Raw genomic sequence first — 15,678 nt, 5'->3', positions numbered from 1 at the left:
CCGGCTACTCCCCCAGCCAGCGAGCGGCCCGCGCCGGAAGGTCTGCCAAGGGTCCCTGTTCCCGGGTGCACTCCGGGAGGGAATCCATGAAGGCCCGCCCGTAGGATTTGGTCATGATCCGCCGGTCGAAAACCACCGCCACGCCGCGGTCGGTCTTGGTGCGGATCAGCCGGCCGAACCCCTGGCGGAATCGGAGGATGGCTTCCGGCAGGGAATATTGCTGGAACGAATCCTCGAAGGTCTCCCCCCGCGCGGCGACGATCGGATCGCTCGGCACGTCGAACGGGAGTTTGGTGAGAGCCAGGACCGAAAGCGCCTGGCCGGGGACGTCCACACCTTCCCAGAACGAACGGGTGCCGAGCAATACGGCCTGCTCCGCGGATTTAAACGTCTCGAGCAGGGCGTGGCGCGAGGCGCCCTCCCCCTGCTCGTAGACGACGATCCCGGCGCGGCTCAGCGGCCCCTGGATGACTTGGGCCGTCTGCCGCAATTGGGAATACGAGGTGAACAGCACCAACGCGCGGCCGCGGGTGGCCTGGCACAGCTCCACCAGCGCGCGGTTCAGCGCATGCTGGTAAGCCCGCAGGTTGCCCGGCTCCGGGATGTCGGTGACGAGGTACAACAGCGCGGAGTTTTCAAAATCGAACGGCGAACCCACCACGAGGGTGTCCGCTTCGTCGGCGTTGAGCCGCTCGCGGAGATAGTCGAATTCGCCGGCGGCGGTGAGGGTGGCCGAGGTGAGGACGACCGAATGCTTGGCGTGCCACAGGTGCTTTTCCACCAGCGGACCGACGTGCAGAGGCGCGGAATACAGAGTTCGTACGTCGCGGTCGCGGGGTATCTCGACCCAATGAATCCTCTGCGGGTCGGGCTTGGCGATGATCTTATGAATCGACTCCACGGTCTGTCCGACTCGTCCGGCCCAGCCGGCCAACAGCAGCGGCAGCTCGTTGGAATTTTCCTCTTCGTCCCCGGCGCCGTGGATCCGCTCGGCGATCGCCGCGGCGATCCGCGAAGCCTCGGTGAAATCCGCGCGCATGTTGTCCCAGGCCTCTTCCACGTTCTCCCACCCCGGCAGGGTGCGCACGGCGGGTATCAGGCGGTATTGCAGGGCGAAGTCCTTCGGCGGACCGTCGATTTGGCTGAACACGAATTGATCAATTGCGCCGAAGAAAGCCTTTCCGGTGCGGGCGGCGGATTCGACCGCGGCTTCCAGGTCGCCGATCCGGGCCCGGAGGAAGGCGGCGGTCTCCTTATCCGCGCCGCCCTTCCGCGCCCGCGCCGTCAGCATCCCCAGCCAGCCGGAGCGCGCGTTGCCGAGTTCGCGCAGCGAACGCTCCAGATCCGGCCAGGAACAGCGGAACGACAAGCCGTCGGTGGCGGCCGCTTCCAGCTGGTGGCCTTCATCCACCACCAGGTAGCGGTATTCGGGAAGGACCCGGTTCTCAGCCGCCACGTCCGCCACCAACAGGGCATGGTTGACGATCAGCACATGCGCGTATTCGGCCGCAACCCGGGCGCGGAGGAAGGGGCAGGTTTTTCTCCGGAATAAATAGCACCCTTCCGGGGAGCAGAGCTCATCCTCCGCCGAAAGCTGGGCCCAAACCGCGCGTTCCGCCGGACCGTTGAGGTTGATCTCCGATCGGTCGCCGCTCTCGGATTCGGTCAGCCAGAGGACGGTTTTAGCCAGTACGCGCATTTCATCCGCGTTTTCCGGTCCGCGGCGGCGCAGGGCCTCGAATTTCCGCGGGCAGATGTAATTTGAGCGGCCTTTAAGGGCGGCGGCCCGCGCTTCCAACTTCAGCACCCGCACCAGGTCGGGAAAATCCTTTTTCAGAAGCTGATCCTGCAGGTTGATGGTGTTGGTGGAGACAACCACGCGCTCGCCGTTTTTAAGCGCCCAATGGACCGCCGGGATCAGGTAAGCCAGGCTTTTCCCGGTGCCGGTGCCCGCCTCGACCATGAGGTGAGAACCTTGCGAGAAGGCTTGGGAAACGGCCGCGGTCATTTCCATCTGCTGGGTCCGGCGTTCGTAGCCGGGAAAATGGGCGCCGAACGGACCGCGGGTGTCGAGCAATGCGGCCATCGCCTCCGGATCGAGGGGTTCGGGTTCCTCGCGGGGGAGCGGCGGTTCGGGTCCGGACTGGGAATCGTCGCGCCGCCCGAACACCGGCTGCGACTCGAAGATCGGGAAGCGCACGCCGGGCGTTTTGGCCAGCGCCCCCTCCTCCTTCAGCCTGGCGGCATACGCCTCCTCCATCAGCGCGCCGCCGCCCCACTTCACATTCTGGCCGAAACGCACCATCTCGGCGAGGAACGCGGTCGGAAGTCCGCAGGCGATCTCCGCCAGCCGGCGGTAAAGTGCATAGGCCGCGAGCGCGTCGTCCAACGCGCGGTGGGTTGGGGAGACGGGGATTCCCAGATGGGAGCACAACGCCCCCAAGTTGTAGCGCGGAGCGCGGGGAAGGAGCGCCGAGGCCAGCTCCAAGGAGTCCAGAACATCCTGGTCCTGGAACAGCCTGTGCTTGCGGAAGAAGGCGATGTCGAAGGCAACGTTGTGCCCGAGGATCGGGTCGCCGCCGGCGAACTCGCGGATCTGCGGGATCAACGCCTTAATCGGCGGGGCGTCCGAAACCATGGCATCGGTGATGCCGGTGAGCTGGGTGATGGCCGGGGGAATCCGGCAGCCGGGATGGACGAAGGAGGACCAGCGGGCTTCCTCGCGGTCTCCGCGAAAGCGGATCAGGCCGACCTCGATCACGGCATCGCGTTCGGGCGACAACCCGGTGGTTTCGATATCAAGGGATACGATGTGTTTTTTTTCGGACATTGGACGGGGGCGTTTCCAGGTCCGCTTCCGGTTTGGGAGCGGGCGCGGAGATTATACCATCCGTCTTGGGGGGATTATGGTAGACTAACGCCTTAATCCCCCGGGGTCGGATCCGGAACGGTTCTTCCGCGGTCCCAACCGCATTCCGACAAACCTGGACAAGCGATGCGCCCCAAAGTCTCGATCATCGGAGCCGGCAACACCGGATCGGCGACCGCCGTCTGGCTGGCCGCAAAGGATTTATGCGACATCGTCCTGTTGGATGCGGTGGACGGGCTGGCCCAGGGCGCGGCGCTGGATTTGCAGGAAGCCATCCCGATTCTCGAGCAATCGACCAGCGTCCACGGGACCAGCGATTATGCCGACACGCGCGATTCCGACGTGGTCATCATCACCGCCGGCAAACCGCGGAAACCGGGGATGACCCGCGACGAATTGGCGCAGACCAACGCCGCGGTAATCAAGGAAACGGTCGCGGCCGCGGTTGGGCATTCGCCGGAGGCAATCCTGATCATCCTTACCAACCCGGTGGATGCGATGACCTACCTGGCCTACCGGTCGAGCGGGCTTCCCAAACAGCGGGTGATCGGCCAAGCCGGGATCCTCGACTCGTCGCGGTTCCAGATCCTGATCGCCCGGGAATTGGGCGTGAGCGTCGAAAGCGTGCATGCGTTCATGCTCGGCGGACACGGCGACACCATGGTGCCGATGGTCCGCCATTCAAACGTCTGCGGGGTTCCGCTTTCGGATCTGATCCCGGCGGAAAGGCTGGAAGCGCTCGTCGACCGAGCCCGGAACCGCGGCACGGAGCTGATCAACCTGCTCAAGACCCGCAGTGCGGCGTATGCGCCGGGGGCGGCCCTGACGGCGATGGTGGGATCCATCCTTAACAACACGCACCGGGTGTTTCCTTGTTCGGCGTATTGCGAGGGCGAATTCGGCCTGGACGACATTTATTTCGGGGTGCCGGTGCAGATCGGACGCACCGGGGTGGAGCGGATCGTCGAATTGTCGCTCAACGCCGAGGAGCGTGCCACGCTGGAAGCCTCCGCCGCCCGGATCCGCAAGATCGTTTCCGGCTTGGCCTCGAACGGTCCGTAAGCGGGGGGGAGAGGAGCGGAGACGCAGGAGAGAACCATGGCCAACACCTACTCCGAGGAAGTTAAACTGATCGCCAAGGCGGGCGAGATTCCCTTCTCCAAGGGTCTGGAAGGAATTCCCGTGGGCGAGAGCGCGAAGAGCTTTGTCGACGGAATGGGGGGCAAGCTTGTCTATCACGGACACCCGATCGAGGAATTGTGCGAAAAATCCAGCTACGAGGAGGTGTTCTACCTTTTGCTGTACGACCGCCTGCCCAAGGAAGCCGAACTTAAGGATCTCGAACGGTTGATGCGCTCGTACAGGGAGATTCCGTCCGAGCTGTACGACCTGATTGCGAAGCACGCGCCGCGCTACGGCGTGCATCCGATGTCGGTTCTGCGCACGGCGGTTTCGGCCCTCGCGGCCTACGACGAGACCACCGAAGACGATACGCCCTCCGAACAATGCCGCCAAAGCATCCGGATCGTCTCAAAGATCGCCACCATCGCGGCCGCCATCGCCCGGGCCCGGCAGGGGAAACCGATGCTCACCCCCCGGGCGGACCTGACGCACGCCGGCAATTTTTACTACATGCTCACCGGAGCCGCGCCCGACAATTTCTACGCGGAGGTGATGGATGTCCTGCTGATCCTGCACGCCGATCACGAGTGCAACGCCAGCACCTTCGCCACCGTGACCGTCCGCTCGACCCTCTCCGACCTGTACTCGGCGGTCGTGGCGGGGATCTGCGCGCTGAAGGGGCCGTTGCACGGGGGCGCCAACGAAGAGGTGATGCGGATGCTCCAGGCGATCGGCTCGCTGGAGAACGTCGAGCGGTTCCTGGAGGACGCGATGTCGCAGAAACTGCGGATTCACGGATTCGGACACCGCGTGTACAAAATCATGGACCCGCGCGCGACGATCCTGCGCAACCAAGCCCGCGAGGTGACCCGCCGGGCCGGCACCGAACACTGGCTGGAAACCGCCGAGCGGATCGAGAAGGTGATGGCCGAGAAATACGGCCAGCGCGGAATTTGGCCGAACGTGGATTTTTTCTCCGGAGTCGTGATGGCCTCGATGGGCATCGAAATCGCGATGTTCACCCCGATCTTCGCCGTCGGACGCAGCGCCGGCTGGACGGCCCACGCGCTCGAACAATGGATCGACAACCGGATCTTCCGGCCGCGCTTCATCTACGTCGGCCCGGAAGAAGAACCGTATCCGCCGGTCCGCGAGCGCTGACCGGCCGCCCAAGTGCCGCCCGCCGGTGGCGGAAAACCTCGATCCCCGGTATCATGGAAATCATCGGAGTTCCCGAATGCCCAACGAAGCCCTCGAGCAAACGCTGGTCCTGATCAAACCCGACGCGCTGAAAAACTCGCTCACCGGTTACATCGTCTCCCAACTTTCCGAGTTCCACACCGGCCTGCGGTTCGCCGCCGCAAAGATCGTTTATGTCAACCGGATGCTGGCCGACGAACACTACGCGGAGCACCGCGGGAAAGTGTTCTTTCCCGGGCTGCTCGATTTCATCATGGGGAAGATCCACTACCCGGACGAGCCTTGGAAGCGCCGGGTTGTCGCTTTCGTCTATCAGGGCGTTGACGCGGTGCAGCGGATCCGCGAATTGGTCGGACCGACCAACCCGCACGAGGCGCGGGAAAAACAGCCGGGCTGCATCCGCTCGCTGGGCACCCTGGTCCCGATTCTGGACAAGAACGGGAACGCCATCGGCCAGCGGATGGAAAACCTGATCCACGCCTCGGCCAATGCCGCCGACGCCGAGCGGGAGATCAAATTATGGTTCCAGCCGGCGGATATGCCGCCGTCGATGCATGCCTATCCGGTGGTGACCAGCCAAAGCCATTATTACTATCACGGGGGAAAACTGGCCACCGCCTACCAGCCGGGCGCCTTCTGTTTCATCACGCCCGGAAGCCTGGTGTGGTCTTCGGATATGGAGATCCTTAAAGCCGTCCTGCAGGGGAACCCGGCTCCCGCCCCGCTCGAGGCGGTGGCGGCGAAATACCTTATTAACGTTTGTAAAGAAGAGGACTGACCCGCCGCCCCGGCTTTGCGGTTCTTCCGCCCTGACAGGCATTGGCCCGGTCTCCCATTTGCCGGGGCTATCGGCGATCTCCCGCCTCCCACAACAGGTTGCGGGGCATCCCTCCTCCCACGAAAGAGGGGATAGGTCCTATTCGCCGCACAGTGGATGGTCGGCTGAGCCGAAAAAAAAGACGGTAATTGCTTCTCAGTTTTTGTCTGCTCACCCCGATGCAAGAATTATATAAATGTCCGGAAAAACCAGTTTTCATTTTCCCCTCATCCCATCCTTCTCCCAGCCCATCGCTTAAGTTGGAGGGCTTTCAATAAATGTATAAGTTCATCCGTAGATGCAGGGCTGGGAGAAGGCGCCCGAACCTGTCCCGGAGCGAAGCGACGGGAGGGCGGATGAGGGGGAGGCTGAGGAGATACTTAAATTCTTGCATGGGAAATATACATTCAAAGCAGGTAGATAATGTAAAGCCGCCGAGTTGTTGAGAAGGACTGGGAGGATTAATCCGGCAACGCCTGTTCCGCACTCCGCTCGGGACAGTGACGGGAGGATGCGAAAGGGGAAAAAGAAAAAGGGAGGTTTTCATCCGTTTCGGAATTATGGGATCGGGGTGAGGAAAAAGAAAAAACGGGATTCCGGGTAGAAAAAAGGAGAAGGCTTGAGGCCTTCTCCTTTTCCTACTCGGGATTGACAGGGGTTACTTTTTTCGCTTCGCGGCGGGTTTCTTTGCCGCGGGAACGGCGGCAACCGCGGGTTCTTCCTTCACTTGGCGGTTGCTTTGCGCAATCGCCCAGACGGTGGCCGCCAGCAACAAAACCGCCACGGCCAGGACGACGAAATTCACGCTGCCGTCGGCATTGGTCAATTGGTACTTGACAATGATCGGGGCGGCCAGCAGGCTGACCAGATTGGCGACCTTGATCATCGGGTTGAGGGCCGGACCGGCGGTGTCTTTGAGCGGATCGCCGACCGTGTCGCCGACCACGCCCGCCTTATGCCGTTCGGAACCCTTGCCGGTGTTGGCCTTGAGGTCGCGGGGCTCGTCCTCGATCGACTTCTTGGCGTTGTCCCAGGCGCCGCCGGCGTTCGACATGAACACCGCCAGCAACTGGCCGGAGAGGATGATGCCAGCCAGGAAGCCTCCCAAAGCTTCGACCTGCAGGATTAAGCCGACGGCCAGAGGCATCAGGACGGCGATCGTCGCCAGCGGGATGAGCTCCTTCTGGGCCGAGGCGGTGGAGATGCTCACCACCCGGGCGTAATCCGGAGCCACTTTTCCGGTCATGATGCCCGGAAGCTTGAACTGGCGGCGGACTTCCTCAACGATCTGGCAGGCCGCGCGGCTGACCGCGCGGATGGAGAGCGAGCCGAACAGCCATGGCAGGGCGCCGCCCAGGAGCAAGCCGATGAACACCTTGGTGTCGGAGACGCGGATGGCGTCCATCACCGTCTGACCGAGTTGGGCCTGCACCCGGCCGACGTCGGTGATGTAGGAACCGAACAGGCTGACCGCGGCGATCACGGCCGAGGCGATGGCGATGCCCTTGGTGATGGCTTTGGTGGTGTTGCCAACCGCGTCGAGGTCGGCCATGATCTGGCGGGCCTTGAGGGTTTCCTTGTCCTTCAGGTCATGCCAGGCCATCTCGCCGATCCCGTTGGCGTTGTCGGAGATCGGGCCGTAGGAGTCCATCGCCACGTTGTTGCCGGTGTGCGAGAGCATGCCGATGCCGATCATCGCCACGGCGTACAGCACGTAGGTCGCCCCGTCGGCGCTGTAGAGCAGCAACCCGAGGATGAAGGCGACGACGATCACGAACAGGGCGTAGACGCTGGATTCCATCCCGACCGAAAGGCCGGAGAGGATCGTGGTGGCGGGTCCGGTGTTGGTGGATTTGACGATCTCCTTGACCGGTGCGTGCTTGGTGGAAGTGAAGAACGAGGTCAGCGGGTTGAAGGCCACCGCCAGGCCGACGCCGATGGTGGTGAGGGCCGCCAGGCGCCAGTCTTGGGCGTAGGTCAGGGCCAGGATGAAGGAGATGGTGCAGGTAAAGAAGCTCGACACCTCGTACGAGCGGAACATCGCCTCTTCGGCATCATGCGCCCGCAGGAAGGGGATCGGGAACTTTTCCCAGATCGGAACGGTGAAGGTCCCGAGCATGGAGGAGATCACGCCCACGGCGCGGATCACCAGCGGGTAGACGATCCACTTCAACTCGCCGGTCAAGGACACCAGCGCCAAGCCGAGGATCAGGCCGGAGACGATGGTCGTTTCGTAGCTTTCGAAGATGTCGGCGGCCATGCCGGCGCAGTCGCCGACGTTGTCGCCGACCAAGTCGGCGATCACCGCGGCGTTGCGCGGATCGTCCTCGGGAATGTCTTTTTCGACCTTGCCGACCAGGTCGGCGCCCACATCGGCAGCCTTGGTGTAGATGCCGCCGCCGACGCGCATGAACAGCGCCAGCAGGGTGCCGCCGAAGCCGAAGCCGAGCAGGGCGTCGGGGGCGGCCCGTCCGAAGACGATGAAGATCGCCGTCCCGCCGAGCAGGCCGAGCCCGTCGGTGAGCATGCCGGTGATCGTCCCGGCGTAGTAGGCGATCGAAAGCGCCTCGTTGAATCCGCGCCGAGAGGCGGCGGCGACGCGGATGTTGGCCTGGACGGCCATCCGCATGCCCCACTGCCCGACGATCAGCGAGAAGCTCGCGCCGAGGATGAAGGCGACGGTGCGCCCGATCGCGATCACCAGGGCGATCTGGTCCTGGGTCAGGTTGTGGAACTCCTCCAGCGCCTCCCGCGAGGGCGGGACCACATAGACGCTGAAGAACATCACCACCGTCAGCACGACGATCAACGGCAGGATGGTCCGCAGCTGCCGCCCGAGGTAGGCGTCGGCTCCCTTGCGGATCGCGTTCCAAACCTCCTGCATCTTGACGGTGCCCTTGTCCTTCTTGAGCACCATCCAGCGCAACAAGGCGGCGTAGACCAGGCTGAGGAACGCGGCCACCAGCACGCTGAGGATGAAGATCTGCTCGACAGGGTTCAAGCCGTGCCGTGTTGCCATTCCGAAAATGTCAAGATTTTCCATGTAGTCCTCCACGGAGTGTCCGGATCGACACACAAGATAAGCCGCGCATTAGGCGCGGCAGGATGACCGGGGATTCTTCTTAATCATTCGCTGGCAGCGGGGGTGATGCATCCGCGTCGGCCGGGAACAGCTCACGCATTTTAGTTTGGGGCCTCCGCCTTGTCAAGCGCGGCGGAGCGCGCGCCTTCGGCGGTGGAAACGGGGCTTCCAGCGGGTCCGCGACCAGCTAAAGGTTTGATGAGAAGCCCCGAACCGTCCTTGATTTGAGCCGAAAAACAAGTATAAATAAACAGTAGCATCCCCCGATCAACACCTTCGGGCTCATCTCTCCATACCCTTTTACGAGGACAGGATGATTCAAGTCACCAACCTGACCAAATGGTACGGCCTGCGCAAAGCCATCGACGGGTTAAACTTCCACGCCAAGAAGGGGGAGATCGTCGGCTTTCTGGGGCCGAACGGCGCCGGGAAAACCACCACGATGCGGATCCTGACGGCCTACATGCCGCCCAGCGAAGGGCGCGCGATCGTGGCCGGCTTCGACGTCGTGGACGAGTCGCTCGAGGTCCGGCGGCGGGTGGGCTACCTGCCGGAAACCGTGCCGCTCTACTCCGACATGACGGTGCTCGACTACCTCGACTTCATGGCCGCGATGCGCCACCTTCCAAATCCGGACCAGTGCGTCGACGAGGCCATCCAGCGCGTGAACCTGGAAGACCGGGTGGAATCCTACATCGGCAACCTCTCCAAAGGCATGCGCCAGCGGGTCGGCTTGGCGCAGGCCGTGCTCCACAAGCCGGAGGTTCTGATCCTCGACGAACCGACCATCGGCCTCGACCCGGTCCAGGTGGTGGAAATCCGCAACTTCATCAGGGAGCTCGGCGCCGATCACACGGTGCTGCTTTCGACCCACATTCTCTCCGAAGCCCAGCAGATCTGCAACCGCGTGCTGATTATCAACAAAGGCCACATCGTCGCCGAGGACCGGCCGGAAAACCTGCAGGCGCGGCTGGCGGGCGCCGAGCGCATCACCGTCGAGCTGGCCGGGGAAACCGAAGGCGCCGAGAACATCATCGCCGCGGTCAAGGGAGTCCTGACGGTCGAACCGATGGGCAACGGCATCTTCGAAGTGGAAATCGCCCCCGGGAAGGAAATCCGGCCGGCGATCGTCCGCGCGCTGACCCGCGGCGGGCAGGACGTGGTCGAAGTCCACAGCCAGGGCGTGGACCTGGAGCAGATCTTCCTGGAACTGACCCGTACGGACGACAAATCCAAGGGAAAACGCGGCTCCCGGCAACAGAAGGAGTAGGAATTCATGCGCAACATCTGGATCATCGCCTGGAAGGAATTCCGTCAATATTTCGGTTCCCCGATCGCCTATTTTCTGGCCGTGGTGATCTTCCTGTTCCTGGGAATCGTCTTCTCGCTCGACCTGGTGCAAACCCTGAACAACACCTATTCGGCGCAGGAACTTGCCGGGACCACGGTGCTGGGCCCGTTGCTGACCCTGTTGCTTTTTGCGACCCCGGCCATCACCATGAAGCTGTTGGCGGAGGAAAACGGGGCCGGCACGCTGGAACTGCTGTTGACCGCACCGGTGCGCGATTCCGAACTGGTCGTCGGCAAATGGGTCGGCGCTGCGATGTTCGCCTCGGTGATCCTCGCCCTCACCTGGGTGTATCCGATCTTCCTGCAGGCGATCACCAAGCCGAACGGGATCGACCAAGGCCCGCTGGTCAGCTCCTACATCGTCCTGTTCCTGCTGGTTGGGGCGCTGTTGGCGATCGGCGTGGCGGTTTCGTCCCTGTTCGCCAACGCGACGGCGGCCTTCTTCGCCTCGCTGGTCGTCAGCCTCGGTCTGTGGGTTTCCGGCCTGGCCACCAGCACCCTCAGCTATATGGGCGGGATGGGCGGCACATCGCTGTGGGGGACCGTCCTGCAATACCTGGATTTCACCTCCCACTTCTACAACACGGCCTACGCCGGCCGCCTGGACCTGACCGACATCGTTTACTATCTCAGCCTCATCGCCTTGAGCTTGTTCTTCGCCACCCGCGTCATCGAATCCAAGCGGTGGCGGTAAGACCGGAGGAAACCGTCCCATGTCTTTGCAGAATGATAAAAAGGATTCCATTAGGGATTTCAATCCGGCGGCCATCGCCCCCTGGCTCTTGCTGGCCGGGGTGGCCGGGCTGGTCACCGCGCTGATCGCGTACCTCGTGCGGGGCGCGGTGGACGTTTACACCTACGTCCCGCTCCTGATCGGGGCGGTGGGCATCCTGGCCTTCGCGTTCCTGGACCCGGAGCGGGTCCAATCCTGGCTGGGCAGCCGGCAAGCCAAATACGGCACCAACATGTTAATTACCAGCCTGTCGCTGGTGGCGATCGTCGTGACCGTGAACTACATCCTGTATCAGGCGTCGACCCAGACCACGCTGTGGGTCGACCTGACCGAGGATGAATCCAACACGCTCTCGCCGGAAACCCTGCGGACCCTGCAAACCTTGGCCAACCCGGTCGAAGTCCGCGCGTGGTACGGCCCCAGCCACACCGGCTGGGAGAGCACGATGGAGCTTTTGGAAAAGTACATGGCGGAGTCGGGCGGGCTGATCACCTACACCAAAATCGACCCGGACGCCAATCCGGTGCTCGCCAACCAGGACGGGATCTCCCAAGACGGCACACTAGTCTTTGCGATGGGCGAACAAAAAGAACTGGTGACTTCTTCGACCGAAAGCGAATTCACCACCGCCCTGGTGAAGCTGATGAATCCCGGCGAGCACAAGGTCTACTTCCTGGCAGGGCACGGGGAAGCTTCGATCGACAGCAGCGAGAATACCGACGTCAGCACGCTGGCTTCCGCCCTACGCAGCAAGAACTACATCGTCGAGACTCTGAACCTGACCCAGGAGGAGAAAATCCCGGAGGATGCGTCGGTGCTCGTGCTCGCCGGCCCGAAAACGCCCCTCCTGGATTTTGAACTCACGGCGATCAAGGAATACCTGGAAGCGGGCGGCGGGCTGATTCTTCTGCAGAACCCCTACGTCGTGACCCAAATGAACCCGTCGGAGGACATCCTGGCGGCGTACCTGAAGGAGGCGTGGGGGATCACCCTGCGCAACGACATCATCGTCAACCTGGTCAACACCTATATCCTCACGCCGATCGCCTCGACCTATCCCTCCGCGAGCCCGATCACGCAGCTGACCACCGCGGAAACCATGACGATGTTCCCAACCGCGATGAGCGTCGAGATCGCCATGCCGGACGGGAAGACGTTCACGCCGCTCGGGTTCGTCCAAGTCGACGCCCCCAACAACAAGGTTTGGGGCGAGACCGACACGGCGTCGGTCGGGGAAATCTCCTTCACGACGGAAAACCGGTCCGCAGTCTTCAACAAGGACGTCGACTACGACTCGCCGCTGAACATCGGCGTCTCGGCCGAGGACGCGACCCTTTCCTCTCGGGTGGTGGTGTTCGGCGACGAGGATTTCGCCGAGAACCAGGCCGTCAACTGGAGGTCCGGCGCCAACCGCGAACTGATGGAGAACGCCGTGAACTGGGCCAGCTTTCAGGAAAACCTGATCAGCCTTTCCCAAAAGCCCTCGACCTACCGCTACATCTCGCTGCCGACGGACGCCTGGGTGATGAACGCGATCGTGCTCACCTCCGCCTGCCTGCTGCCGGGCAGCTTCGTCGCCCTGTACGGGATCGTGTGGTACAACCGCCGCAAGCATAAATAATTCCTTCTCCGGAATCGGACCTGAGCCTTCCGGAACAGAGAGAACTCCATGGATAGAAGAATTACCTACGGTTTGCTGGTCCTGCTCGTCGTACTGATCGCCCTGGCGGCTCTGCTGGATTCGAACATCATCCAGCCCGCCCCCACACCGGCCTCCTCCGTCACGGCCACCCTCGAACCGCTGTGGAGCGTTGACGGCGCAAGCATCAACTTCATCCGGATCGAGGACCTCAACGCCGGGATGCACGTGGAAGTCCAGAAGAACACCAAAGGCACCTGGATGGTGATGGACATTCCTTCGGCGGAGGCAAACCAGACTTCGGTAACCTCGGTGGTGACATCGCTCGCCAAGGTGGAGGTATACCGCGAACACGGCACGGACCTGGAACTGGAGATATTCGACCTCGACAAGCCCAACTACAAACTGACGGTGAAGACCTCGGAAGGGAAATCGTTCGTGCTGGAAATCGGCGCCATGAATCCGACCCAGACCGGCTACTACGCGCGGATTGAGGGCTCGCCGAAGATCATCTCCGTGCGGACCACCTTCCTGTCCGGGGTGATCGGCTGGATCTCCAATAAGCCGTTGCCGCCGACGATCACGCCGACCTTCACGATCACGCCGACCAACACCACCACGCCGACGATCACGCGCACGCCGACGCTGACCCCGACCGAGACGGCGACGCCGACGGAAACCCCGACCGTGACGCCGACCCCGTCGATGGCGCCGGCGACGCCCACGGCAAGTCCGACTTCCTGAGAAACAGCACCCTACACGTCCTGCCCCGCCAGTCCATCTCATGGAAGCAACCGGAGATGGACTGGCGGTTTTTTCGGAAAAATCCCAAATTTCAGGGAAAAAGCCGCCGCCTATTGCACCTCCCAATTTTCCGTTGTATGCTGGTGGAGTATGGTTGCCAAAGGAAAAAACGCGGGAAAGCCACGTTCTCCTGCCAAACGATCCAAGCCCAAAGACAACAAATCTCCGCTTCGGAACCGCCCGGTGAAAACCACCGGCGGCACGGCGTCTCCGAAGGGGAAGGATTTGGCGCGCCACAAGGCCGTGACGATGCTCGGCAGGCGCTTGGCCGCTTCCCCGGCCGAGAAACACTTCGGGGCCGCTCCGGCCGTCGCCCCGGTGGACGATTCCCTTCCGATCGACGAGGAACATCCCTCGATCGCCGCCCTGATCGAACAAGGCCGGGAAAAGGGATTCGTCACCATCGACGACATCCTGCGCTACTTTCCGGAGGCCGAGCGGGATATCGACCAATTGGAGGAGACTTACGCCGCCCTGCTCTCGGCGGGGGTGGAGATCTTCGACACCAGCGAATCCGCCGAACCGGAACCGGGCGACGAGGAGCTGGCGGAGGTGGAAGAGGAAATCCCGCTGTCCGGGGAACTCCTTGAAGACGACACCTACCTCTCGGCGATCGACGCCGACGACACAATCGGGCTATACCTCAAAGAAGTCGGACGGGTGCCGTTGCTGACGGCCGTCGAAGAGGTGACCCTAGCCAAGCGGATCGAACGCGGCAAGCTGGCGCGGGAATCCCTCGCACGGGGCGTCGCGGAACTCCGCCGGCGGGCTCAGCTGCAATCCGGGATCGAAGACGGGTGGTCCGCCCGCGAGCATCTGATCACCGCCAATTCCCGGCTGGTGATCAGCGTGGCCAAGAAATACATGGGCCGCGGTGTCCCGTTCCTGGACCTGATCCAGGAAGGGAACATCGGCCTGATCCGGGCGGCGAAGAAGTTCGACTACCGCCGGGGGCACAAGTTCAGCACCTACGCCACTTGGTGGATCCGCCAGGCGGTGACCCGGGCGATCGCCGACCAAGGCCGCACGATCCGCGTCCCGGTCCACATGGGCGACCAGATCAACAAACTGTTGCGCGTCTCCCACCAGCTGACGCAGGAACTCGGACGCGACCCCAGCCCGGACGAGTTGGGCGACGCGCTGGGCGTGACCTCGAAGAAGGTCGAGAACATGATCCAGGTTGCCCGCCGGCCGCTTTCCCTCGAAACCCCGACCGACGAGGAAGAGGATTCGGTTCTGGGGGATTTCATCGAGGACGAGGAAAGCCCCGCCCCGGCCGAAGCCGCCACGCGCAACCTTCTGCGCGAACAGCTGGAGGAAGTGCTCGGAACCCTGCCCCCGCGCGAAGTCCGGATTCTGCAGCTGCGGTACGGCCTGTTGGACGGGCAATCCTACACCCTCGAGGAAGTCGGCCGTAAAATGGGCGTCACCCGGGAACGCGTGCGGCAGATCGAGGCCCAAGCGCTCAGCCGCCTGCGGCACCCCAGCCACCGCCGCAAACTGCGGGATTACATCAGCGAGTGACGGCGCCGCCCCGGGCAATTGCGGGGCGGCGAACATTATTGGACGGGCTTTACTCGGTTTATTTTGTTCAGGCAATGATCCAAAATTTTTACCGCTGAGCCAATCATCGTCACGCCGGCTACCATCCTCGACGTGTTCTTCGCCGTGGGTGAATTTCGCCGGCGTCTTTTTAATTATCAATAACCACTCCATCACGGCTTCGAGCACCATCGCTTTGTAAAGATGGGCGCCGGGATGACGAACAAAGCCAAGAACGACGGTAAGGTTTTTTAGGATTTTTGGTAATTGCTCAGCATCCCGCCATCACCCAATCTTCACCCCCCTTCCCCTTCACCCCTTCCCCCTCTCCTGGCTTATGCCAGGAGAGGGGGAAGGGGACCGGGGATAGAGGTGAGGATGTAAAATGGCCGGTTATCCTTTCAATATCAATCATGCTGAGTGGTAATAAAAACCCTTGTTTTTCCGGTTTTTCATTAAGGTAAACATTGTGAAGATTTTGTCGGATCCTGTGGACAACGCGGAAAAAGTGTTTTTGCCT

At 62.4% G+C, this 15,678-nt stretch carries 11 protein-coding genes; 8 read left to right on the top strand and 3 right to left on the bottom strand.

Annotated features, from left to right (window positions below; genetic code table 11):
• Window positions 1–4: 4 nt before the first annotated feature.
• Window positions 5–2,830, bottom strand: a complete 2,826-nt coding sequence (locus JW929_14905) for a DEAD/DEAH box helicase (GenBank protein MBN1440693.1) — start codon at window positions 2,828–2,830, stop codon at window positions 5–7.
• Window positions 2,831–2,995: 165 nt separating this feature from the next.
• Here JW929_14905 and mdh point away from each other — a divergent pair, with 165 nt between their 5' ends.
• The 3 genes from mdh (at window position 2,996) to JW929_14890 (ending at window position 5,969) form a co-directional block, all read left to right on the top strand.
• A complete protein-coding gene (gene mdh / locus JW929_14900; GenBank protein MBN1440692.1) occupies window positions 2,996–3,931 on the top strand; it encodes a malate dehydrogenase in 936 nt (311 codons plus the stop codon).
• A gap of 36 nt (window positions 3,932–3,967) precedes the next feature.
• On the top strand, window positions 3,968–5,152 hold the full coding sequence (locus JW929_14895; GenBank protein ID MBN1440691.1) for a citrate synthase: 1,185 nt from the start codon (window positions 3,968–3,970) through the stop codon (window positions 5,150–5,152).
• Window positions 5,153–5,228: 76 nt separating this feature from the next.
• Window positions 5,229–5,969, top strand: a complete 741-nt coding sequence (locus tag JW929_14890; GenBank protein ID MBN1440690.1) for a nucleoside-diphosphate kinase — start codon at window positions 5,229–5,231, stop codon at window positions 5,967–5,969.
• A 697-nt stretch (window positions 5,970–6,666) separates the two neighbouring features.
• Here the strand turns inward: JW929_14890 and JW929_14885 are convergent.
• Window positions 6,667–9,051 (bottom strand): sodium-translocating pyrophosphatase, encoded by a 2,385-nt coding sequence (locus JW929_14885; protein ID MBN1440689.1) that lies wholly within the window; start codon window positions 9,049–9,051, stop codon window positions 6,667–6,669.
• 352 nt (window positions 9,052–9,403) lie between these two features.
• On the opposite strand from JW929_14885, the gene JW929_14880 reads away from it, so the two are divergent.
• The 5 genes from JW929_14880 to JW929_14860 all read left to right on the top strand — a co-directional run bounded on the left by JW929_14880 (window position 9,404) and on the right by JW929_14860 (window position 15,140).
• On the top strand, window positions 9,404–10,360 hold the full coding sequence (locus JW929_14880; GenBank protein ID MBN1440688.1) for an ATP-binding cassette domain-containing protein: 957 nt from the start codon (window positions 9,404–9,406) through the stop codon (window positions 10,358–10,360).
• A 6-nt stretch (window positions 10,361–10,366) separates the two neighbouring features.
• The gene (locus JW929_14875; protein MBN1440687.1) at window positions 10,367–11,134 is read left to right on the top strand and encodes an ABC transporter permease subunit; all 768 of its coding nucleotides are present in this window, start codon (window positions 10,367–10,369) and stop codon (window positions 11,132–11,134) included.
• Window positions 11,135–11,153: 19 nt separating this feature from the next.
• Window positions 11,154–12,794: a GldG family protein gene (locus JW929_14870; GenBank protein ID MBN1440686.1), complete on the top strand. Its 1,641-nt coding sequence runs from the start codon at window positions 11,154–11,156 to the stop codon at window positions 12,792–12,794.
• 48 nt (window positions 12,795–12,842) lie between these two features.
• Window positions 12,843–13,556, top strand: a complete 714-nt coding sequence (locus JW929_14865) for a DUF4340 domain-containing protein (protein ID MBN1440685.1) — start codon at window positions 12,843–12,845, stop codon at window positions 13,554–13,556.
• A gap of 309 nt (window positions 13,557–13,865) precedes the next feature.
• Entirely contained in the window at window positions 13,866–15,140 is a 1,275-nt protein-coding gene (locus tag JW929_14860) for a sigma-70 family RNA polymerase sigma factor (protein ID MBN1440684.1), read from the top strand.
• Window positions 15,141–15,429: 289 nt separating this feature from the next.
• Here the strand turns inward: JW929_14860 and JW929_14855 are convergent.
• On the bottom strand, window positions 15,430–15,678 hold a 249-nt coding region (locus tag JW929_14855), incomplete at its 5' end, for a hypothetical protein (GenBank protein ID MBN1440683.1).

The organism is Anaerolineales bacterium, assembly GCA_016928575.1.
Taxonomy (GTDB): Bacteria; Chloroflexota; Anaerolineae; order Anaerolineales; family RBG-16-64-43; genus JAFGKK01.
Note: the sequence above shows the minus strand (reverse complement) of the source record. Positions and strands in the feature narration are given on the sequence as shown.